The organism is Aquibium oceanicum (assembly GCF_001889605.1).
GTDB lineage: Bacteria > Pseudomonadota > Alphaproteobacteria > Rhizobiales > Rhizobiaceae > Aquibium > Aquibium oceanicum.
On record NZ_CP018171.1, the window covers coordinates 2254436 to 2275439 of the forward strand.

Annotated in this window: 17 protein-coding genes and 1 tRNA gene; 13 read left to right on the top strand and 5 right to left on the bottom strand. The window is 64.3% G+C overall.

The window, feature by feature from the left end:
* Positions 1-182: 182 nt before the first annotated feature.
* The 4 genes from BSQ44_RS11180 to BSQ44_RS11195 are packed head-to-tail and all read left to right on the top strand — an operon-like array spanning position 183 to position 4339.
* A complete protein-coding gene (locus tag BSQ44_RS11180; RefSeq protein WP_072604073.1) occupies positions 183-686 on the top strand; it encodes a biliverdin-producing heme oxygenase in 504 nt (167 codons plus the stop codon).
* Positions 683-2896, top strand: coding sequence for an ATP-binding protein (locus BSQ44_RS11185; RefSeq protein WP_072604076.1), 2214 nt, complete (start codon positions 683-685; stop codon positions 2894-2896). The genes BSQ44_RS11180 and BSQ44_RS11185 overlap by 4 nt, the downstream gene beginning before the upstream one ends.
* Positions 2889-3338 (top strand): response regulator, encoded by a 450-nt coding sequence (locus tag BSQ44_RS11190; RefSeq protein WP_072604078.1) that lies wholly within the window; start codon positions 2889-2891, stop codon positions 3336-3338. Before BSQ44_RS11185 ends, BSQ44_RS11190 begins: the two co-directional genes overlap by 8 nt.
* On the top strand, positions 3335-4339 hold the full coding sequence (locus BSQ44_RS11195; RefSeq protein ID WP_072604080.1) for an HWE histidine kinase domain-containing protein: 1005 nt from the start codon (positions 3335-3337) through the stop codon (positions 4337-4339). The genes BSQ44_RS11190 and BSQ44_RS11195 overlap by 4 nt, the downstream gene beginning before the upstream one ends.
* On the opposite strand, the gene BSQ44_RS11200 is transcribed toward BSQ44_RS11195, so the two are convergent.
* Positions 4321-4728, bottom strand: a complete 408-nt coding sequence (locus BSQ44_RS11200; RefSeq protein WP_072604082.1) for a response regulator — start codon at positions 4726-4728, stop codon at positions 4321-4323. The two genes, BSQ44_RS11195 and BSQ44_RS11200, sit on opposite strands and share 19 nt — an antisense overlap.
* Before the next feature lie 179 nt (positions 4729-4907).
* Between BSQ44_RS11200 and BSQ44_RS11205 the strand changes: the two genes are divergently transcribed.
* Entirely contained in the window at positions 4908-6515 is a 1608-nt protein-coding gene (locus tag BSQ44_RS11205; protein WP_162276739.1) for a CYTH and CHAD domain-containing protein, read from the top strand.
* A 37-nt stretch (positions 6516-6552) separates the two neighbouring features.
* Here the strand turns inward: BSQ44_RS11205 and BSQ44_RS11210 are convergent, their stop codons facing one another.
* A complete protein-coding gene (locus BSQ44_RS11210; protein WP_235633387.1) occupies positions 6553-9978 on the bottom strand; it encodes an indolepyruvate ferredoxin oxidoreductase family protein in 3426 nt (1141 codons plus the stop codon).
* A gap of 149 nt (positions 9979-10127) precedes the next feature.
* Here BSQ44_RS11210 and BSQ44_RS11215 point away from each other — a divergent pair, with 149 nt between their 5' ends.
* From BSQ44_RS11215 to BSQ44_RS11225, 3 genes are all read left to right on the top strand, one after another.
* Positions 10128-10580, top strand: a complete 453-nt coding sequence (locus BSQ44_RS11215; RefSeq protein WP_072608002.1) for an Lrp/AsnC family transcriptional regulator — start codon at positions 10128-10130, stop codon at positions 10578-10580.
* 74 nt (positions 10581-10654) lie between these two features.
* Positions 10655-11485 (top strand): alpha/beta hydrolase, encoded by an 831-nt coding sequence (locus tag BSQ44_RS11220; protein WP_072604085.1) that lies wholly within the window; start codon positions 10655-10657, stop codon positions 11483-11485.
* Between the two features lie 64 nt (positions 11486-11549).
* Positions 11550-11786, top strand: coding sequence for an Lrp/AsnC ligand binding domain-containing protein (locus BSQ44_RS11225; RefSeq protein ID WP_072604086.1), 237 nt, complete (start codon positions 11550-11552; stop codon positions 11784-11786).
* Here the strand turns inward: BSQ44_RS11225 and BSQ44_RS11230 are convergent, their stop codons facing one another.
* Together BSQ44_RS11230 and BSQ44_RS11235 are read right to left on the bottom strand one after the other, a co-directional pair.
* On the bottom strand, positions 11787-13022 hold the full coding sequence (locus BSQ44_RS11230; protein WP_072604088.1) for an MFS transporter: 1236 nt from the start codon (positions 13020-13022) through the stop codon (positions 11787-11789). It lies immediately after the preceding gene.
* Between the two features lie 146 nt (positions 13023-13168).
* Positions 13169-14740: a DEAD/DEAH box helicase gene (locus tag BSQ44_RS11235; RefSeq protein ID WP_072604090.1), complete on the bottom strand. Its 1572-nt coding sequence runs from the start codon at positions 14738-14740 to the stop codon at positions 13169-13171.
* Positions 14741-15127: 387 nt separating this feature from the next.
* On the opposite strand from BSQ44_RS11235, the gene BSQ44_RS11240 reads away from it, so the two are divergent.
* Positions 15128-15853, top strand: coding sequence for an outer membrane protein (locus BSQ44_RS11240; RefSeq protein WP_157894582.1), 726 nt, complete (start codon positions 15128-15130; stop codon positions 15851-15853).
* Positions 15854-15935: 82 nt separating this feature from the next.
* Here the strand turns inward: BSQ44_RS11240 and BSQ44_RS11245 are convergent, their stop codons facing one another.
* Positions 15936-16709: an NAD kinase gene (locus tag BSQ44_RS11245; protein WP_072604094.1), complete on the bottom strand. Its 774-nt coding sequence runs from the start codon at positions 16707-16709 to the stop codon at positions 15936-15938.
* 158 nt (positions 16710-16867) lie between these two features.
* On the opposite strand from BSQ44_RS11245, the gene BSQ44_RS11250 reads away from it, so the two are divergent.
* The 4 genes from BSQ44_RS11250 to BSQ44_RS11265 all read left to right on the top strand — a co-directional run bounded on the left by BSQ44_RS11250 (position 16868) and on the right by BSQ44_RS11265 (position 20937).
* Positions 16868-16943 (top strand) — tRNA-Thr (locus BSQ44_RS11250).
* 357 nt (positions 16944-17300) lie between these two features.
* Positions 17301-18581 (top strand): Rieske 2Fe-2S domain-containing protein, encoded by a 1281-nt coding sequence (locus tag BSQ44_RS11255; RefSeq protein WP_072604096.1) that lies wholly within the window; start codon positions 17301-17303, stop codon positions 18579-18581.
* 99 nt (positions 18582-18680) lie between these two features.
* Positions 18681-19667 (top strand): PDR/VanB family oxidoreductase, encoded by a 987-nt coding sequence (locus BSQ44_RS11260; protein WP_083534986.1) that lies wholly within the window; start codon positions 18681-18683, stop codon positions 19665-19667.
* A gap of 76 nt (positions 19668-19743) precedes the next feature.
* Complete coding sequence (locus BSQ44_RS11265) at positions 19744-20937, top strand: ABC transporter substrate-binding protein (protein WP_072604099.1); 1194 nt, start codon at positions 19744-19746, stop codon at positions 20935-20937.
* Positions 20938-21004: the final 67 nt, after the last annotated feature.

Here is a 21004-nt window from a genome sequence, read left to right on the forward strand (position 1 = left end):
GTGTGAACCTTCGATCGCCTTGTGCGTTTGTTTGCGCTCGCTCGGTTCGGGGAATGCCGAAGATCCGGGCGGACGGTAGGGCGAAACTGAAAGAACAAGAGGACGTCTTGGCGCTACCGCTGCCACTCATGGAACGGCTTCGTAAGGAGACCGCAAGCCGGCACGTGCGCCTGGAACGGGACATGGGCCTTACCCCGTACACGGTAACGCGCACCAAAATCGTTCGCCTGCTCGGCCGGTTTCACCGCTTCTATCAGGCCTGGGAGCCGTGGATGGAGGCATCGCCCGTGGAGCGCGACTTCTTCGAGCCTCGGCGCAAGCTGCATCTGGTCGAGCGCGACCTCGCAGCCATGGGCCTGGCCCCGCTACGATCAGATGGTGCCGACGAGATCATGCTCGGAGAACCGTCGCTGGAGAGCGCCTTCGGTTCGCTCTATGTGGTCGAAGGTTCGACGCTGGGCGGTCAGGTCATCAATCGCTGGCTGGAGCATAGCCCGTGGGTCCCCGATCGGGGGCTTTCGTATTTCACCAGCTACGGCCGCGACGTCGGCAGGATGTGGCGTGGTTTCCAGGCCACCATCAGCGACCGCGTGCCTGTGTCGGCTCATGACGGGGTCGTCGCGGGCGCGGTGGCGACCTTCGACCAGATGTATCTTTGTCTTTGCGGAAACGAGGAGATGGCTTGACCGATCCGAAATCCGACGATCTGGACGAGTGCGCGCGCGAGCCGATCCACATCCCCGGGGCCATCCAGCCGCACGGCGTGCTGCTCGGGCTGGAGGGCTCGGGTCTCGCGATCACGCATGCGAGTACGAATGCCGCCGCGGTACTCGGATTGCCGATCGCCAGGGGCGCGCGTCTGGCCGATGTCCTTCCCGATGTCGCTCGGGAGGTCGCGGACGCGATGGGTACGGACGAGACCGGCTTGCAGCAGCAGTTCGAGATCGGCGGCCAGGCGATGAACGCCGCCGCGCACCGTTCCGGCGAGACCATCCTTCTGGAATTCGAAACCGTTCCGGTTGGCGGAGAAAAGTCGGTGGAACGGCTCTTTCCGCGCTTGCGACGGTTCGCTGACAGCTTGGCGACGGCGCGGGACGATCACGGGATCGCCGATCTGCTGGCACGGCATGTCCGCAACCTCACCGGCTTCGACCGCGTGCTCGTCTACCGGTTCGACGAAGAGTGGAACGGCAACGTCATCGGCGAACAGGGCAACGGCACCCTGCCGTCCTATCTGGGGCTGCGGTTTCCCGCTGGCGACATACCGGCGCAGGCGCGTGAACTCTATAGGCTCAATCGGGTGCGGATCATTCCGGACGTGGACTATGCCCCGGTGCCGATCGAGCCGGACACCGATCCCCGCACCGGGCGGCCTCTTGACCTCAGTTTCTCGGTCTTGCGCAGCGTCTCTCCAGTCCATCTCGAATACATGCGCAACATGGGCACCGCTGCCTCGATGTCGATCTCGATCGTCGTCGACGGCGAACTGTGGGGCCTGGTCGCCTGCCACAGCCGCAACCCCCACATGGTGGCGCTGAACGTGCGGGATGCTTGCGATTTCGCCGTGCAGTCGGCCGCGATGCGGATCTCCGGCCAGGCCAGGGCGCGCGAGGCGGCGAAGCACATGCAACTGGGGGAAACCTCGCGCCGGCTCCTTGCCGCCATGACCTATGTCTCGGACTGGCGCAAAGGCATCATGGCGCAGGAGCAGGATCTGCTGTCGCAGGTCGGCGCCGCTGGTGCCGCGATCGTGGCGGAAGACGGATGCTGGTGCACCGGAACATGCCCCGACGAAGCGCAGATCCGGTCCATCATCGACTGGCTGGAGAAAAAGGGGACTTCGGACATCGTCTCCACCGACCGGCTCGCCGTGGATTTCCCGGACGCATCTGCGTTCACCGGCGTCGCCAGCGGCTTGATCGCGATAACGATCTCGGAGCTCTATCCGAGCTGGCTCCTGTGGTTCCGTCCCGAAGTGGTGCGGACCGTTACCTGGGGCGGCGATCCGCACGAGGTGGTGCGCGAGGCCGGACGGATCCATCCGAGAATATCCTTCGAGGAATGGAAGGAGCAGGTCCGCAACCGGTCCGAGCCCTGGAGCCAGTCCGAGATAGCTGCGGCGCGAAACCTGCGCGACTCGGTGGTCGGCATCGTGCTGCGCCGTGCCGAGGAACTGGCGCAACTGACGGAGGACCTGCAACGGTCCAACAAGGAACTGGAAGCCTTCTCCTACTCCGTCTCGCACGATCTGCGCGCACCGTTCCGCCACATCGTGGGGTTTTCCGAGCTCCTTCGTGAGCGGGAGAAGAACCTCGACCAGAAGTCGCGGCACTATTTGGATACGATCGCCGAATCGGCCGTCGCGGCGGGTCGCCTGGTCGACGACCTCCTGAACTTCTCCCACCTCGGGCGGACGGAGCTGGCGCTCAAGAAGGTCGACATGGACAAGATCGTCACAGAGGTGCGCCAGTCCATGGCCATTACGGCTAGGGAGCGTCGGATCGTCTGGCACGTGGAAAAGCTGCCCGCGGCCTGGGGTGACGCCACGCTGCTGCGGCAGGTGTGCCACAATCTCATCGAGAACGCGGTCAAATACACGCGCCCGCGGGAAGAGGCCGTCATTTCGATCAGCGGCAGGAGGGAGGGCGACGAGACCGTCTACTCCATCAGCGACAATGGCGTCGGTTTCGACATGGCATACATCGAGAAACTGTTCGGCGTATTCCAGCGATTGCAGCGCGTCGAGGACTTCGAGGGAACCGGCATCGGACTGGCATTGTCGCGCCGGGTGGTCGAGCGTCACGGCGGCCGCATTTGGGCCCAAGGTGAGGTCGACAAGGGTGCGCGCTTCCAATTCGCGCTGCCGGTGAAGGAGAAAGGAGACGACGGTGGCTGAACTTCCTCCGGTCCTCTTGGTCGAGGACAGTCCGAAGGACCTTGAATTGACATTGGCGGCGCTCGAGAAGTGCCAGCTTGCGAACGACATTGTTGTGACGCGCGACGGCGAGGAAGCGCTCGACTACCTCTACGCGCGCGGCGCTCATGCCGGACGCGACGGCGGCGATCCGACGGTCGTTCTCCTGGATCTGAAACTGCCGAAGATCGACGGGCTCGAGGTCCTTCAGCAGGTGAAGGGGGACGCGGACCTGAAGCACATCCCGGTGGTGATGCTCACTTCGTCGCGAGAGGAGCAGGATCTCGTCAGGAGCTATGCCCTCGGCGTCAACGCTTTCGTCGTGAAGCCCGTGGAATTTTCCGAATTCTTCAAGGCCATCCAGGATCTGGGGGTCTTCTGGGCAATCCTCAACGAGGCCCCCCGGAGGTTTCGCCGCACATGAAGGCAGTTTCGAATACGCCGATTACCATTCTGCTTCTCGAGGACAGCGACTTCGATACCGAACTGATTTCCGAACATGTGCGGCAGGTCTCGCCGGAGCCTGAGATCGTGCGCGCCATCGGCCGCCGGGACTATGTCGAGGCGCTAGAAAGCGGCCGCTGCGACGTCATTCTCTCGGATTACTCGCTTCCCGGCTTCGACGGCATGGCAGCGCTCGACCTCGCCATCGAGAAGGCCCCCAACACGCCCTTCATCTTCGTCTCCGGGGTGCTCGGAGAGGAGATCGCCATCGAGTCCTTCAAGAAGGGCGCGACAGACTACGTCCTGAAGCAGCGTTTGATGCGGTTGCCGGCGGCGGTCGATCGCGCTCTCGCAGAGTCGCGCGAGAGGGTGGAGAGAAGGCGCGCGGAAGAGCAGTTGAAGCTTCTGGTCGCCGAGCTCAGCCACCGGGTGAAGAACACGCTTGCCATGGTCATGTCCATCGTGCGGCGCACGGCATCGCGAAGCCGCACTGTCGACGACTACGAGGAGGCCCTGACCAGCCGGCTGCGCGCGCTCTCCGACGCGCATGCGTTGCTTTTCGAATCGAACTGGGGCGAGACCAACCTTCGGCAAGTGCTGGAACGGACCCTGCATCCGTTCCGTCCGGGGCAGGGTGGCGACATCGGCATTTCGGGGCCGGACGTCACGCTCGAGCCCAAGGCGGCGCTCGCGCTCAGTCTCATCTTTCACGAGCTTGTCACCAACGCGCTCAAGTTCGGCGCGCTGTCGACGGAAAGCGGCAAGGTGGCAATCGAGTGGAAGAAGATCACGGAAGGGGCCGGCCCGCTCATTGAGTTCGTCTGGCGCGAAAGCGGCGGTCCGCTCGTGGAGGCTCCGTCCGAAGCCGGGTTCGGTCACACGCTGATCGCGCGCAGTGCCGAATACGAACTGGACGGTGAAGCGAGGATCGGATTCGAACCGACCGGGCTGATCTGCGAGATTCAGTTCGCCGCGGCTTGAGGGCGGCGCTGTTCGCGCACGAAGGTCCGCTTCATGATCTCAAGCAGCTTGTCCGTGGCGCACGGCTTGGGCAGCATCGGAACGTCCTTCAGCCGCAGCTTGATGTCTGGAAGGTCCACGTAGCCGCTGCAAACGACGGTAGGAATGCCCTTGCCGCGCAGCTTCTCGATGAGCGGGAAGGAGTATTCTCCGCGCAGGTTCATGTCGACGATAGCCCCGTCGATCGTTTCATCGGCGGCGGCAAGCGCCTTGTCCAGCCGCTCGCATGGGCCCACGACGCGGCAGCCGAAATCCTCCAGCGTCGCTTCCATGTCCATGGCGATCAAGAGATCGTCCTCGACAACCAGAATACGGAGCCCGCTCAACGGGTTGGAATTGAGATATTGCACGCAGAAATAACCCCACCTGTCAGTTCTTGTTCCGCCCTAAGATAACGACGGATAGTTCTTTTTCCCCTAAATGAGCCAAGTCGGCAAAGGTTCCCTCCCGCGTGCGCATCATCGAGATGCGGGTTGACTGTGACGGTTATTGTCTCGACGCTCAGGCCGGCGGGACGCACCGGAAGAAAGTGACGACGGGAACGATGAGCCAGGGCGAAGCAGTTCGGGGACGGCCGGCGAACGGGGGCAAGAACTCTGCTTCCGTGGAAATCGAGCTGAAGCTCATCGTAGGACCGGACGACCTCGCCGCGCTTGCTACCTCACGGGCGATCGAGCGCTACGCGCGCAATAGCGGCGTCACACGCAATCTGCGCTCCGTCTACTACGACACGAGCGAGCGCAAGCTTTGGAACGCAGGTTGGACCTTGCGCGTACGCAAGACCGGCAGCCGTTACGTGATGACGGTCAAGTCCCTTTCAGCAGCCGGCGGCGGCGTGATCGGGCGCGGCGAATGGGAGGTCGAGGTCGCGACGATGGAGCCGGACCTTTCGGCCCTGCCGGAGGACGTGCCCCAGGCGTTCCGCGAAACGATCGAAGCGGCCGACCTCGCGCCTGTGCTGAGCACGCAGGTGAAGCGTCGCGCACGCAAGCTCGACCTGCCGGACGCCTGCATCGAACTCGCCGTCGATGCGGGCGAAGTTGTCGCGGGCGAACGGCGCGAGGCGCTCAGCGAGATCGAACTCGAACTGGTCTCGGGCAGGGTCGGCGCGCTCTACGACGTCGCGCTCGAACTGCTCGACCTGGCGCCGGTCGAAATGAGCCTCTACAGCAAGGCAGCGCGCGGCTTCGACCTCACGCTCGATCGTCCGCCGGGTTTCAAGAAGCCGGCAGGGGCAAACCTCCCTTCCGGTGTCGACCTCGACGACGCCTTTTCGGGCATGCTCGGGACGGCGCTGCGCCACTTCATCGAGAACCGGCCGCCCGCGCTCGACGGCCGTCATCCCGAAGGGGTGCATCAAGTCCGGGTCGCGCTGCGAAGGCTCCGCTCGATCCTCAACGTCATCCACAAGGCGACTGGATCGACCGAAGCCGCGGCCTTTGGCCAGGAGGCGAAGTGGATCGCGGGCGAGCAGGGGGATGCACGCAACTGGGACGTCTTCATAGGCCAGACGGTACCGCCAATCGCTGCCGGCTGCCCGGACGCAGCCGGGTTCGACCTTCTGGTCCGACAAGCCGGCGACGAACGGAAGAAAGCCTACGACAGGTCCCGCGCCGCGCTGGCCGACATGCGCGCGCTGCGGTTTTCGTTGGCGCTCGCGCGATGGATCGAGGCGCGCGGGTGGCGCGACGAATCCCATGTGGACGTCCTGGAACTGCTCGGACAGCCGGCGTCGGGCTATGCGAGCGGCGTGCTGGATCGTCAGTTCCGCAAGGTGCTCAAGCGCGGGCGCAAGTTCGCGAAGCTGAAGCCGGAAAAGCGGCACGAGCTCAGGCTCGCCGTCAAGAAGCTGCGCTATCTGACCGATTTCCTTTTGCCGCTCTGCGCGAAGAGCAAGAAGGCCGCACCCTTCGCGAAGGCGCTGTCGCGGCTCCAGGATGGCCTCGGCCGCTACAACGACATCGCGACGACCGATCTTCTCTTGGGCGGGCTGGCGGCGCCGGACCGGCCTCCGGGCTTCCACCGCGCCTGCGGCATCATCCACGGCTGGCAGGCACGCGACCTGACGATCGTCGAGGACGAACTCCGGGCCCGCTGGAAGGACTTTTCCAACCAGAAGGTCCCCTGGTCGCACTGAGCCGCGCGGATGCAGCGGCTTCGCGATATCAATCGGTTCATCCGGGAAGCAGTTTCTCCATCTCCGCCTTCACGCGCCGCACCGCCTCGTCCTTGACCGGCCCGTAGCCGCGGATCTGCATCGGCAGGCGCATGGCGTCCGTAAGCCGGGGCAGGGCATCGGGCGAGAGTTCCGCCAGCGCCCGATCGATCTTCGCCTCGTACCAGCCGATCAGGCCACGCTCCATGCGCCGTTCCGCCGTGTATCCGAACGGGTCGAACGCGGTGCCGCGAAGGCCCTTCATTCGCGCCAGGAGCCTGAACGGCGTCCTGATCCAGGGGCCGAAGGCGCGCTTCAGTGGTCGTCCGCGTGCGTCCTTGCCGCCGGGCATAAGCGGCGGGGCGAGATGGTGGACGATACGAAAATCCCCTTCGAACTCACCCTTGAGCCGTTCGGCGAACCCGGTCTGCGTATGCAGGCGCGCCACCTCGTATTCGTCCTTGTAGGCCATCAGCTTGAACAGAGAACGCGCCACGGCATCCGTCAGCGTCCCGGAACCGAGCGGCCGTTCAGCCTCGCGCACCCTGTCGACGATACGGCGGTAGCGATCGGCATAGCGCCGGTCCTGATAGTCGGTAAGGAAGGCCTCGCGCCGGATGATCGTCTGGTCCAGCGTCTCCTTCGGCTCGGGTTTGGGCCCTAACAGCTCTTCGAGTCGCTCCGGCATCGCCTGCGCGACGCGCCCGAGCAGGAAGGCGCGGTGGTTGGCTTCGATCGCCACGCCATTGAGTTCGATCGCCTGCTGCAGCGCCTGTTCCGACACCGGCACGAGCCCTTGCTGCCAGGCGAAGCCGAGCATCATGACGTTGGCGAAGACGCTGTCGCCGAAGAGTTTTTCGGCAAGCATGTTGGCATCCACGGCAGCGAGCGACCCTTCGCCGACCACGCCAGAGATGGCCGAAAGCCGCTTGTCGACCGACAGATCGGCGTCGCGGCGGCGCACGATGTCACCCGTCGGCATCTTGGCGAGGTTGACCGCCGCCTTCATTCCCGGCCGGTACGTCGCCGAGGCCTTTGGCGAAGAGGAGACGACGATGTCGCAGCCGATAAGCGCGTCGGCCGCGCCCTGATCGATCCGCACCTGGTTGATCGCCTCGGGCGAGCGAGCGATCCGCACGAAGGAGAGCACCGGTCCGAATTTCTGCGCGAAGCCGGTGAAGTCCAGCACGGACGATCCCTTGGCCTCCAGATGCGCCGCCATGGTGACCAGCGCGCCGATGGTGACGACCCCGGTCCCGCCGACGCCGGTGATCAGGAGGTCGAAGGGCTTTTCCAGCGGCGGTAGATCGGGCGAGGGGAGGTCGCTTGCCAGCTTTGCCAGGTCGAACTCGATGCCGGATTTCTTCCTGCGGGTAGCCCCTTCCACCGTCACGAAGCTCGGGCAGAAGCCGTTCACGCAGGAGAAATCCTTGTTGCAGGAGGACTGGTTGATCCGCCGCTTGCGCCCGAACTCGGTCTCCACCGGCTCGACCGACAGGCAGTTCGATTCCACCGAACAGTCGCCGCACCCCTCGCAGACGAGTTCGTTGATGACGGCGAACCTCTTGGGATCCTCCATGGTGCCGCGCTTGCGGCGGCGACGCTTTTCGGTGGCGCAGGTCTGCTCGTAGATCAGCACGGTCACGCCCGAAAGGTCCCGCAGTTCGCGCTGGACCGCGTCCATCTCCCGGCGATGGTGGATGGTGAGACCGGACGGGAAATCGCCGGCGGAGAACTTCTCCGGCTGGTCCGACACCAGCGCGATCCGCGCCACGCCCTCAGCGCGCGCGGAGTGGGCGATGCCTTGCACCGACACGGGACCGTCCACCGGCTGGCCGCCGGTCATGGCGACGGCGTCGTTGAACAGGATCTTGTAGGTGATGTTGGCTTTCGCCGCGACCGCCTGGCGGATCGCCATCGAGCCGGAATGGTACCAGGTTCCTTCGCCCAGATTCTGGAACACGTGCCCGTTGCAGGTGAACCGTGAGGAGGCCGCCCAGTTCACGCCTTCGCCGCCCATCTGGATCAGGGAGGTGGTGTCGCGGTCCATCCAGCTCGCCATGAAGTGGCAGCCGATGCCGGCGAGCGCCTTGGAGCCTTCCGGGACCTTCGTCGAGGTGTTGTGGGGACAGCCCGAGCAGAAGTAGGGCGTCCGCGTCGCGCCTTCGACACTGAGCGAGATCGCGTTTTCGCCGGTGATTTCCGCCGCGCGCGCCATGAAGCCGCGCTCCGGAAAAATGCCTTCCAGCCGCTTCGCCACGATCGGCACGAGCTGGTGCGGCGACAGTTCTCCGGTCCAGGGCACGAGCCTCTCGCCGTTCTCGTCGCGCTTGCCCACCATGACCCGCGGCTTGTGACCGGGCCAGTCGTAGAAATATTCCTTGAACTGGCTCTCGATGATGCCGCGCTTCTCCTCGACGACCAGCACCTCGTCCTTGCCGCGCACGAAGTCGAGCGCGTCGCGGCGCGCCAGCGGCCAGACCATGCCGACCTTGTATATGTCGATGCCGAGCTCCCGGCATTCGGCCTCGCCGATGCCGAGCAGGCGCAGCGCCTCCATCAGGTCGAGGTGGCCCTTGCCGGTGGTGACGATGCCGAAGCGAGCGTCCCTGACGTCGTAGATATGCCGGTCGATCGGATTGGCGTCGGCGAAGGCGAAGACGGCCTGTTTCTTGGCCTCCATCCGCTCCTCGATCTGGGGACCGGGAAGGTCGGGCCAGCGATAGTGGAGACCGTCGGGGGGAGGGGTGAAATTAGGCGCCGCGAAGATGCGGTCCGCTCTCAGCTCGACCGAGGCGGCCGATTCCACCGTCTCGGAGATCGCCTTGAAGCCGACCCACATGCCCGAGAAGCGCGACAGGGCGTAGCCCCACTCGCCGAAGGCGAGATACTCCGCCACGCTCGCCGGGTTCAGCATCGGCATGAACCAGGCCATGAAGGCGACATCGGACTGGTGCGGCATGGACGAGGAAACGCAGCCATGATCGTCGCCCGCCACGACGAGCACGCCGCCGTTCGGAGAGGAACCGTAGGCGTTGCCGTGCTTCAGCGCGTCACCCGCGCGGTCCACGCCCGGACCCTTGCCGTACCAGAGGGCGAAGACGCCATCGACCGTCTTGTCCGGATTGGTCTCGACCTGCTGGCTGCCGAGCACGGCAGTCGCGGCGAGATCCTCGTTCACCGCGGGCAGGAACTCGATACGGCTCTCCTCGACCAGCTTCTTCACGCGCCAGAGTTCGAGATCGAGGCCGCCAAGCGGCGAGCCGCGGTAGCCGGAGATGAAGCCGGCCGTGTTCCTGCCTGCCTCCCGGTCGCGCCGCGCCTGATCGAGCGCGACGCGCACCAGCGCCTGCGTGCCCGTCAGAAATACGCGGCCGGCTGTCTCGGTGTAGCGGTCCTGCAGCTTGTAGCGCGAGAAATCGCGGATGGGATCATGTGCCGTCAAGGTAACCTCCCATTGGGTCCGCCCATCATAGCTGGATCGGCTGGAATGTTTGTCCAGATTTCCGCAATGGGCGCTGGCATGCGGCAGGACTCTTCGATATCGCTTCAGTCTCCGGAAGAAATTCTCGCAGCGGGGCAGGAGTGACGAAACTGGAGGAGCAGGACCGGCGCATCCTGGCGGCGTTGCAGGCCGATAGCCGCGTTTCCAACCAGGAACTCGCCGACCGGGCAGGCATGTCGGCGTCGGCGTGCTGGCGTCGCGTGAAGGCTCTGGAGGAGGCCGGTATCATCCGCCGCTACTGCGCCATCGTGGATGCGGCGGCGGTCGGCATGGACTTCCACGCGATCGTGCACGTTTCCCTGACACGCCACGATCACAACCACGTGGATACGTTCATCGCCGAAGTGAAGCGCCGTCCGGAGGTGCTCGACTGTTTCGCCACGACGGGGGAGGCCGACTATCACCTGCGCATCGTCTGCGCGGATCTCGCCGCCTACAACGACTTCCTGGAAGGGTTCCTGTTCCGCCTGCCGGGGATATCCAACGTCCGCACGAACCTGGTGCTGAAGGACATCAAGCAGGAGACGGCGCTGGCGCTCTGATGTGGGCGTTTCGCGTCGCCACGGCCTTGCCCGGAGCGCCGCGCCTGCTTAGAAGCCGAGGAGGAGGGCCGCCGATGATCTACCGCCGCATTACCGACTGGAACGACGCCTACGCGAACGGACCGAACATTCCAGGCGGCGACCGCTGGCCCGACGCCTGGGTCGCTCCGGCGAAGGCCTATCGGGACCAGATGCAGGCCGGCGGTCGCGCGAAGCTCGGCATCCGCTACGGCGAAGCAGAGCGAAACGTCTACGACCTTTTCCTTCCCGAAGGCGCGCCGAAGGGTCTCGTGGTCTTTGTCCACGGTGGCTATTGGCTGCGTTTCGACAACAGCTTCTGGTCGCATCTTGCAAAGGGAAGCGTCGACAGCGGCTACGCCGTGGCGATGCCGTCCTACACGCTCTGCCCGGCAATCCGCATCGCCGGCATCACGCAGGAGATCGGCCGCGCGATCGAGCATGCGGCCGGCGAGATCGACGGACCGATGTTCCTGACCGGGCACTCGGCGGGCGGCCATCTGGTCTCGCGCATGGTCTGCGCCGACTCGCCGCTGTCGGAGGCGACGCGCTCGCGGCTGCGCAACGTCGTGTCGATCTCCGGCGTGCACGACCTGCGCCCGATCATGCGCATCGAACAGAACCAGACCCTGCACATCGATCATGCCGAAGCCCTTTCGGAAAGCCCGGCGCTGCTCGAACCGGCCGCGGGGGCCCGCATCTGTTGCTGGGTCGGGGCGGGAGAGCGCTCGGAGTTCATCAGGCAGAACGCGCTTCTCGCCAACGCCTGGATCGGCTGCGGCGCCGAAACCTCTTGCGTGGAAGAGCCCGACCGCCATCATTTCAACGTCATCGACGGACTGGCCGATCCGGCCCATGCGCTGACACGCACCTTGTTGACAGGCTAGGGCGCAGGGCGGAAGGTCGGCCGCGGGCCGGCCAGACCCGCAGCATGCGATAGATGGAGTGCGAATGAGAGCCGTTTTCGTCCAGGTCCAGTGCCATCCGGGGAAGACCTACGAGGTCGCGGACGCGATCTTCGAGCGCGAGATCGCGTCGGAGCTCTATTCCACCAGCGGCGACTACGACCTCCTGATGAAGCTCTACATCGAGGACAGCGTCGATATCGGCAAGTTCATCGACGAGAACGTCGCTAACGTGCCGGGCATCTTTCGGACGCTCACGACACTGACCTTCAAGGCGTTCTGATCAGGCGAAGGCCTCGCGGCGCCTGCGCGTCCGCGTCAGGATCAACAGCATCACCGACACGTTGAGCACGTTCCACCCGATGCCGTTGATGAAGGCGGCGGCGTAGGAGCCGGTGATGTCGTAGATCACGCCGGAAAGCCAGCCGCCGAGGGCCATGCCCACGATCGTCGCCATGATGACGATCCCGATGCGCTCGCCGGCCTCGCGGGGCGGCAGGTATTCCCGCACGATGATGGCATAGCACGGCACGATGCCGCCCTGCGAAAGGCCGAAGATGAACGAGACGACGTAGAGCGACACGAGGCCGTCGAAGGGAATGTAGAGCAGCAGCGATAGCCCCTGGAGCACCGAGCCGATGAGCAGCGTCTTCACCCCTCCGATACGGTCGGCCACGAAGCCGGAGGCGAGCCGGCTGACGATGCCGGCCGCGAGCATCAGCGACAGCATTTCCGCGCCTCGCGCCACGCCGTAGCCGAGATCCGCGCAGTAGGCGACGATGTGGACCTGCGGCATCGACATGGCCACGCAGCAGCCGACGCCGGCGACGATCAGCAGCCATTGCAGCGCCCGCGGCGAGAGGTCGATCTTGAACTTGGGCTGCGGTGCAGTTCCGGCACTACTGCCGTCTGTCTCCGGAGGTCGCGCCTTGAGGAAAAGCGCCAGTGGAATGATTGTCACCAGACAGAAGATGCCGATGCCGGCGCATGTGACGCGCCATCCCTGCGTCGTCATCCCCCAGGTCACGACCCAGGGCCAGATCGTGCCGGCGATATAATTGCCCGTCGCGGCCCCGGCCACCGCGATGCCGCGATGCTTGTCGAACCAGCGCGAGACGTCCGCCATCAGCGGGCCGAAGGTCGCCGCGGTGCCGATGCCGATGAGGAGTTGCGCGGCCGCCAGCATCCAGTTGCTCGGCGCGAGCCCGGCCGCGACGAAGCCAACCGCGGAAATTACCGCCGCCACCGTGATAGGAACCACCACGCCCATGCGGTCGACGAAGCGGCCGATCACCACGTTGCCGATGGCGAAGCCGACCATGGTGAGGGTGTAGGGGAGGGAGGCCTCGCCGCGGCTGACGCCGAAATCCACCTGTGCGGCGGGCAGGATAACCACGATCGCCCACATGCCGACGCTGCCGATGGTGCCAAGCAGCATGCAGATGCCGAGGCGGAACCAGGCGTGCGGTCCGTCCGGCTGATGGCCGTGTCCGGCCGCGTGCGCGGCTTTGCGGGTCAAGTGTTCCTCCCGGACGCGGAGCGCCCTCGTCGTCCAGGACGATGGAAAAGCGGGACGGCTTTATCTACCGCCAGCGGCGCAATGGTGATGGGCCAGTCCGAGGATGGACGGAATGATAAGGGGCCGCTCGTCGCGACCCCTGCTCGTCATACCTTCACGGCGACCTTCATGAAATCAGGCATGTCGTCGCCGAAACCGATGGTGCCGTCCGCCATGTCGTCGGGCTTGCGGCGACCACGGTTGGTATTGGCCGGTGCGCGTTCCTGAACCGGACGGGGTTCGGGCTGCTCCGCCGGGGCATCCTTACGGCGCGCATTCTGCGAGCGGATCGCGTCTCGGCGCTCCTTTGGGGCGGGCGGCGGCGACTGCGTCTCGGCCGCAGCGGGCTGTTCCGTTCCGGCTTCCTCGACGACTTCCGCAACCGGATTGCGGATCGGCTTTTCCGATCCCCGGGCGCGGCGGGGGCGTCCGCTCTCTTCCTTGCGCGAACCGCGCTTGGGCGCGCCACGGCCGCGCCGCGGCGCGTCGTCCTCGCCCTCGTTCTGCACCACGGTCGACAGGTCGCCGTCGTGCCATTCGATCTTGTTACCGGTCAGCTTCTCGATCGCGTCGAGATATTTGGCATCCGACTTGGTGACGATGGTGAAGGACTTTCCAAGGCGGCCGGCGCGACCCGTACGGCCGATGCGGTGGACGTAGTCCTCGGCATGGATGGGAACGTCGAAGTTGAACACGTGGCTCACATCGGGAATGTCGAGGCCGCGCGCGGCGACGTCGGATGCCACGAGGTAGCGCAGCTTGCCGTCCCGGAAGCCCGCCAGCATGGCCATGCGTGCGCGCTGGTCCATGTCGCCATGCAGCGCTCCAGCGTCGAAACCGTGGCGCACGAGCGATCGGAAGAGTTCCGAGACATCGACCTTCCGGTTGCAGAAGATGATTGCGTTCTTGAGGTTCTCGTCTTCCGCGCGCATCAGGTTCCGCAGCGCCTCGCGTTTGTCCCAGGCCTTATTGCCGGATTTCACCAGCCGCTGGGTGATGTTGGCGCCGGTCGAAGCGGCCTTGGAAACCTCCACCCGCACCGGCGCCTGCAGGAACTGCTCGGTAAGTTTGGTGATCTCCGGCGGCATGGTGGCCGAGAAGAACAGCGTCTGGCGCGTGAAGGGGATGAGCTTGCAGATGCGCTCGATGTCGGGGATGAACCCCATGTCGAGCATGCGGTCGGCCTCGTCGATCACGAGGATCTCGACGCCGGTGAGCAACAGCTTGCCGCGCTCGAAATGGTCGAGCATGCGGCCGGGCGTCGCGATCAGCACGTCGGCGCCGCGCTCCAGCTTCTTTTCCTGCTCGTCGAACGACACGCCGCCAATCAGAAGTGCGATGTTGAGCCTATGGTTCTTGCCGTACTTGATGAAATTCTCTTCGACCTGCGCGGCGAGCTCGCGCGTCGGCTCGAGGATCAGAGTTCGCGGCATGCGCGCCCTGGCGCGGCCCTTTTCGATGCGCGTGATCATCGGCAGCACGAAGGCCGCCGTCTTGCCGGTGCCGGTCTGGGCTATGCCCAGCACGTCCTTGCCCTGGACCGCATGCGGGATCGCGCCCGCCTGGATCGGCGTTGGGGTGGTGTAGCCTGCGTCGGTAACGGCGGACAATACCTTGGGGGACAGACCGAGGTCTGCGAATGTTACCGCTTCTGGAGCGTTCTGGTCGTCTGCTGACACGATCTCTCGATTATCTTTGGCTGTTCGGCGTCGCCTAGAAGGGCGCGCGTTGGGCAACGAAATGACCCTTCAATACCGTGCCGTTACGTTGCAGCGCAATAAAAGTCAACCTTCCGTGCGGGAATCGACTTGGATACGCAACGGTCTGCCCCGGATTCGGTTCCATGCGGCTGAGCGGCGATACGTTGGTCCAAAACGTAACACAGGTTAAGTCTTTTTCCGACTCTCCGGCCGAATTGGCCACCCGGTGTTGCAAGCGCGCAATAGGGTCGATGTGACAATCCTGTTATAATTCTTGCGAACAGACCCGGGGCGGGGCCGGACTGTTTGATTCGAAAACGCAGAGGATGCGACATGACTTCGAGGATGATCAGAATTTCGATGCGGATGGCAGTGCTCGGCGGCGCAGCCTTGATCGCGGCACCTGCCCTGGCGGCGGATGTCGTCGAGCCATACGTCGCGCCGGCGGCCGCGCCGGTGATCTACGACTGGACCGGGCCGTATATCGGCGTGTTCGCCGGCGGTGGCTGGGGCGACGTCGATGTCTATGACAACAACGGCTACAACATCACCGGATTCAGCCAGAACTACGATACCTCCGGCTTCCTGGGCGGTGTCCATGTCGGGTACAACTGGCAGTCCGGCGGTTTCGTCTTCGGCGGTGAAGCCGAACTCGGCTATCTCGGCCTGGACGACAGCGGGCAGTACGGACCGTATATCGGCGTGCGTCCGGGGGACAGCGTCGCTTCGGTAGAGAGCGATCTCTACGCTTCGTTGACCGCTCGGGCCGGCTATGCGTTCGACAACTTCCTCGTCTATGCCAAGGGCGGCGTTGCCGGGCTCAACACGGAAGTGTCGTTCACCGACACCAACGCAACGGGCACGACCCTCGTGTCGGGCACCACCGCGGACGAGTTCCTGTTCGGATATACCATCGGTGGCGGTGTCGAAGTGGGTCTGTCCGAGCGTCTGACCCTGAAGGCCGAGTACATGTTCATGGACTTCGAGGACATCAGCCATACGGCAGTGTCCGGAGGTGGCGCGAACTTCAACTTCACCCACGAACTCGACGAAATCCACACGGTGAAACTCGGCATCAGCTACCGCTGGTAGGAAATCCTTCGAGCCGGGCTTCGTTGCCCGGTTTCTTAAGAAGGCCCGGCATGCTTAGCGTGCCGGGTCTTTCGTTTCAGCGTCAGTAGCGGAACTGTTCGGCGAGGATCCGCTCGTCCCAGCTGTGGCTGGCATCGAACAGGATCGTCGCAGTCGCGTCGCGCGATTCGCTCACCGTCACCGCCACCACCGACTTCACCTCCGTGTGGTCCGCCACCGCATTGACCGGACGTTTCGCCGCTTCGAGGATGTCGAACCTGACGGTGGACTGGTTCGGGATCAGCGCGCCGCGCCAGCGCCTCGGTCGGAACGCGCTGACCGGCGTCAGCGCGAGCAGCGGCGCGTCGAGCGGGAGAATCGGACCCTGGGCGGATAGGTTGTAGGCGGTGGATCCCGCGGGCGTGGCGACCATAGCTCCGTCGCAGATCAACTCCTCGAGCCGCACGTTTCCGTCAATCGTGATGCGCAGCTTCGCCGCCTGATAGGACTGCCGCAGCAGGGATACTTCGTTGATCGCAAGCGCATCAACCTCCTCGCCCTGGTCGGTCACGGCATGCATCCGAAGCGGACGGATCGTCTCCGCGATAGCAGCGCCCACACGTTCCCGCAACTCGGCTTCGCGATACTCGTTCATCAGGAAACCCACGGTTCCCTGGTTCATGCCGTAGATCTTGCACCCCGCATTCATGTTCTGGTGCAGTGTCTGCAGCATGAAGCCGTCGCCGCCGAGCGCCACGATGACGTCGGCTTCCTCCGGTCGGCTCTGACCATAGAGCGCGGAGAGCCGCAGCGCGGCCTCCTGCGCCTCCTGCGTCTCGGCTGCGATGAACGACAGCTTTGGCAGCGTGTTGTGCATTCCCGCTCCGCCTTGCCCGCGGTCCCGGCGGGACGCGGCTTCCGGCGCGGGGTAGCACGCAATGGCGAGGCGGAAAAGCACGCCGCCTGTTCTCGCGTCGCGTCAGGAGGCCAGTGAAGCCTTTACTGCGCCGCTCAATATGCTAACGGAACCGCCATGCCCTTGTAGCTCAGCTGGTAGAGCAGCGGTTTTGTAAACCGAAGGTCGCGGGTTCGATTCCTGCCGGGGGCACCAAGCTTCTGCGAAAAAGTGAAGCTCTTCAAACAGCTGACTGAATGCCGCGCTGATCGGTTCCTTTCCCAATCAGGCCGTCGTTCCGCCGTATCCGCATACATCCACTTGGACGACTGCCGGTGTGGAGGAAGACGCCCGCGTCTCTCGAGCATCAGACGGATCAGCCTTCCGATCGGGCAGGCGTCTGAAGCCTTTCTGATCAGGCTGGACCTTCCCGGAAGCCTCGGTCCCGTGGGCGCTTCGGAAATCATGATCGAACCCGTCATATTCTTCCTCGGAAGATATTATTGACCGACCTTCGGAGATGTGATTATCTTCCACGGATGATACTTGAGCCGGTCACGGGAGGAAGTGCTCATGCTTACACGCGAGGAAAACGATCGCCTCACGCAGGTCGGCCCCGGTACGCCCATGGGCGAGACCATGCGGCGGTACTGGCTGCCCATCGCGACATCTGATCAACTTCCCCACCCGGACTGTGCGCCGTTGCGCAGCATGCTTCTGGGTGAACCGTTCGTCGTCTTCCGCAACACGGATGGCGAAGTGGGCGTGCTCGACGAGTTCTGCATGCACCGTCGGGTGTCGCTGGCGCTGGGACGCGTGGAAGACAACGGCATCCGCTGCCTTTACCACGGCTGGAAGTTCGCGGTGGACGGCACGATCCAGGAGACGCCGAACCACTGCAACGAGAAGTTCCGGCAGCGGCTGAAGGCTCCGGCCTTCCCCGTGCGGGAAGCGGGCGGGCTGATCTGGACCTATATCGGTCCGAAAGAGAAGCAGCCTCCCTTCCAGCACTATCTCTTCATGGAAGGGCCGAAGGAAAACCGGGTCGCCCTGAGGGTCGACACGGCAGCGAACTACCTGCAGCTTTGGGAGGGCGGCACGGACTCGTCCCACGTGGGCATCCTCCATCACGACCACGTCGCGATCGCCAAGAACAAGGACGAGGAGTTCGATCTCGGCGTCATGGCGGTGGAAGATCATGCCCCCGTGCTCGATATCGTCGATACGGAATATGGCTACCACTATGCCGCCAAACGGCGCGGCCCGGTCGATGAGAACGGAAACGAGAGTTTTAGCGTTCGCGTGACGCCGGTGATCTTTCCGACCGGGAGAATCATTCCGGCCCCGAACACCTTCCAGTACTTTTTGTTCGAGGTGCCGCAGAACGATCATGTCACGAGCACCTACATCGTCTGCCACGGTCAGAAGAAGGCGGACCGTCATGGCGTCAAGGCGATCCTCGGCCTCAACGACGAGCGCTTCTGGCGGGAGGAGGACTGCCTGTTCCGGGCTTCCTGGGAAGTGAACCGCATGAACCAGGACCGGCATCGCATGGACACCAGCTTTGCCGGCTTCAGCGGAATCGAGCAGGAGGACGCCGTTCTCGCCGTATCCATGGGGCCGATCGTCGATCGCACCAAGGAACACATGGTGCCCGCGGACCGTGCAGTCGTTCATTTGCGCGCGAGGCTCCTGGAATCGATCCGGCGCGTCGAAGAAGGCGGAGATCCGATTGGCCTCCGGGTCGAGGACTTCTCGGGCGTCCACTCGCTGATCGATACGACCGTCCGAAAGAACGAAAGCTGGCAGAGGCTGCTTCCCGGCAACATGGAACTCCTCAAAGCAGCCGAATAGAGCGCCTGCCGCTTGATGGCCGCGCTCACGCCCGGCGAGGCTGCTGGCAACCGGGGCGCGGAGTGCGATCCGCCGGATCTGGAGAGAAGAACCGTGAACATGGAGCATGGCGCCGGCTTCGACCTGGCGCCGCCTGCCACGCAGGCGGTGCGGGTCGCTCGTGTCGAAAAGCTGACGGCAGACATCGTCGGCATCGAGCTCTGCCCGGAGCACGGTCGCGAACTCCTCGCGTTCACGGCCGGGTCGCACGTCGACCTGCATCTTCCGAACGGTCTGCGGCGAAGCTATTCCCTGGTCAACGACCCTGCCGAACGGCACCGTTACAGGCTGGCCGTAAAGCGCGAACCCGCTGGCCGTGGCGGCTCCGCCCACATCCACGACCTATTGGAAGTCGGGCACCGGCTCGAAGTCAGCCGTCCACGAAACAATTTCCTTCTGGAGGAACGGGCCAGCTGTTCGGTCCTGTTCGCCGGCGGAATCGGCGTCACGCCTCTGATCTCGATGGCGCTTCGGCTATGCAGGCTCGGCCGCCCTTTCCACTTCCACTATGGTGCGCGCTCCCTCCAGGACGCCGCGTTCGTCGACGACCTGCGGAAGCTGCCGCTGCCGGAAGGTTCGACGGTCGAGTTCCACTTCGAGGACGCGGGAGGGGGTCCCATCGACTTTCGAGCCATCGCTGAGGCGGCCCCCGAGGGATCCCACTTCTACTGCTGCGGGCCGGGCCCGATGATCGCCGCCTTCGAATTTCAGTTGGCGCACATCCAACCCTCGCGGCTTCACCGGGAGCATTTCACGGGCGAGACCGTGTCCGCTCCGCAGGGCGGCTTCGAGGTGGTCCTGGCGAAGTCCGGGCGGAGCATCGTCGTGCCGGAAGGCGTCACCATTCTCGATGCGCTTCTCGATGAAGGCGTCGAAGTCGACTTTTCCTGCATGGAGGGCTTCTGCGGCTCATGCCGTGTCGCCGTGCTGGAAGGTAGTCCTACTCACCACGACACGGTGCTGAGCCCAGGCGAGCGATCGTCGGGCAAGGTCATGATGATCTGCTGCTCGACGGCGGCCGGAGAAAGGCTGGTGCTGGACATCTGAACCATCCGACGAGCCGGCGGGAGTTGATCCGGCTCGACCAACGTCATCACTGTTTGAACTCAGGGAGGAGTACCAAATGTTCGAACTGAAGAAAAAACTGGCGGCATTCGCCGCAGTCACGGCGCTCGCGGTCGGTTTGCCGGTCACCGCCGGCGCACAGGACCAGATCAAGGTCGGCATTCTGAGCCACGACACGGGTCCGTTCGCGCAGAACGGCCAGGGCTTCCATCGGGGTATCGAGGTCTATCAGGCGCTCCACGGCAAGTCAGCGGGCGGTCGCGAGATCGAATTCGTCTACCGGGACATCGGCGGCCCCAATCCCGCTGTCGGCAAGCGCCTCGCGGAGGAACTGATCGTTCGCGAAAAGGTGCAGATACTTGGCGGGTTCGCCCTGTCGTCGGAGGCGCTCGCGGTGGGTCCCATCGTCGAGCAGACGAAAACCCCCGCCATCACCTTCATCGCCTCGTCGCCGTCGGTCCTGGCCGGCTCGCAGTATTTCCTGAAGAGCGGACAGCACATCGCGCAGTCTTCGAGCGCCGGCGCGACCTTCGCACGCAAGCAGGGTGCGGAGAAGTGCTACATCGTCGTGTCCGATTATCAGCCCGGCTACGATGCCCAAAAGGCCTTCCGGAAGACTTTCGAGTCGGAAGGCGGGCAGATCGTCGGCGAGGTTCGCGTTCCGCTGAACACGGTGGACTTCGCTGCCATCGTCGAAGGCATCGCTTCGACAGAAACGGACTGCATCAACGTCTTCGTCCCGCCGGGCGCGCCGGCTATCGGGCTTCTGCGTGCGCTCGCCGAAAGGGGCCTGGTCGAGAGCAACTTCGTCGTCGGAATGGGCGAGGCCGAAGACCACATCCTGCCGCAGTATGACGACTCCGTCGTGGGCTTCAAAGGCGCGCTCTATTATGCCGAAGCCCTGGACAACGAAGAGAACAAGACGTTCATTGCGAAGCTGAAGGAACTCTACGGTCCCGATACACAGCCCGATTTCGCCAGCGCATCCGCCTATGACGGTGCGCATCTCATCTACGAGATGGTGAAATCCCAGGAAGGCAAGGACTGGAGCGGCCCGGACGCCGTAGAAGCGGTGAAGGGTCTTTCCTGGAACGGCGTGCGCGGTCCCATGAAGATCGATCCCGAGACCCGTGAGCTGGTGCAGAACATCTATCTGCGCGAAGTCCAGAAGGTGGACGGCAAGCTGCAGAACGCGATCGTCGACCAGCTGGAAGCCGTCGAGGCGCCGTCCAAGGAGTGGATGGAGAACTAGCCTGCACAGCCGGACCGTGCGCATGCGTCAAGCCTCGCGCATGGTCCGGCGCTTCTTCCCTGCGGTT

Coding starts and splice junctions, on each gene's coding strand:
- BSQ44_RS11255 (WP_072604096.1), top strand. CDS start 17,301: ATGCTTACACGCGAGGAAAACGATCGCCTCACGCAGGTCGGCCCCGGT.
- BSQ44_RS11240 (WP_157894582.1), top strand. CDS start 15,128: ATGGCAGTGCTCGGCGGCGCAGCCTTGATCGCGGCACCTGCCCTGGCG.
- BSQ44_RS11225 (WP_072604086.1), top strand. CDS start 11,550: ATGAGAGCCGTTTTCGTCCAGGTCCAGTGCCATCCGGGGAAGACCTAC.
- BSQ44_RS11260 (WP_083534986.1), top strand. CDS start 18,681: ATGGAGCATGGCGCCGGCTTCGACCTGGCGCCGCCTGCCACGCAGGCG.
- BSQ44_RS11265 (WP_072604099.1), top strand. CDS start 19,744: ATGTTCGAACTGAAGAAAAAACTGGCGGCATTCGCCGCAGTCACGGCG.
- BSQ44_RS11220 (WP_072604085.1), top strand. CDS start 10,655: ATGATCTACCGCCGCATTACCGACTGGAACGACGCCTACGCGAACGGA.
- BSQ44_RS11180 (WP_072604073.1), top strand. CDS start 183: ATGGGCCTTACCCCGTACACGGTAACGCGCACCAAAATCGTTCGCCTG.
- BSQ44_RS11245 (WP_072604094.1), bottom strand. CDS start 16,709: ATGCACAACACGCTGCCAAAGCTGTCGTTCATCGCAGCCGAGACGCAG.
- BSQ44_RS11195 (WP_072604080.1), top strand. CDS start 3,335: ATGAAGGCAGTTTCGAATACGCCGATTACCATTCTGCTTCTCGAGGAC.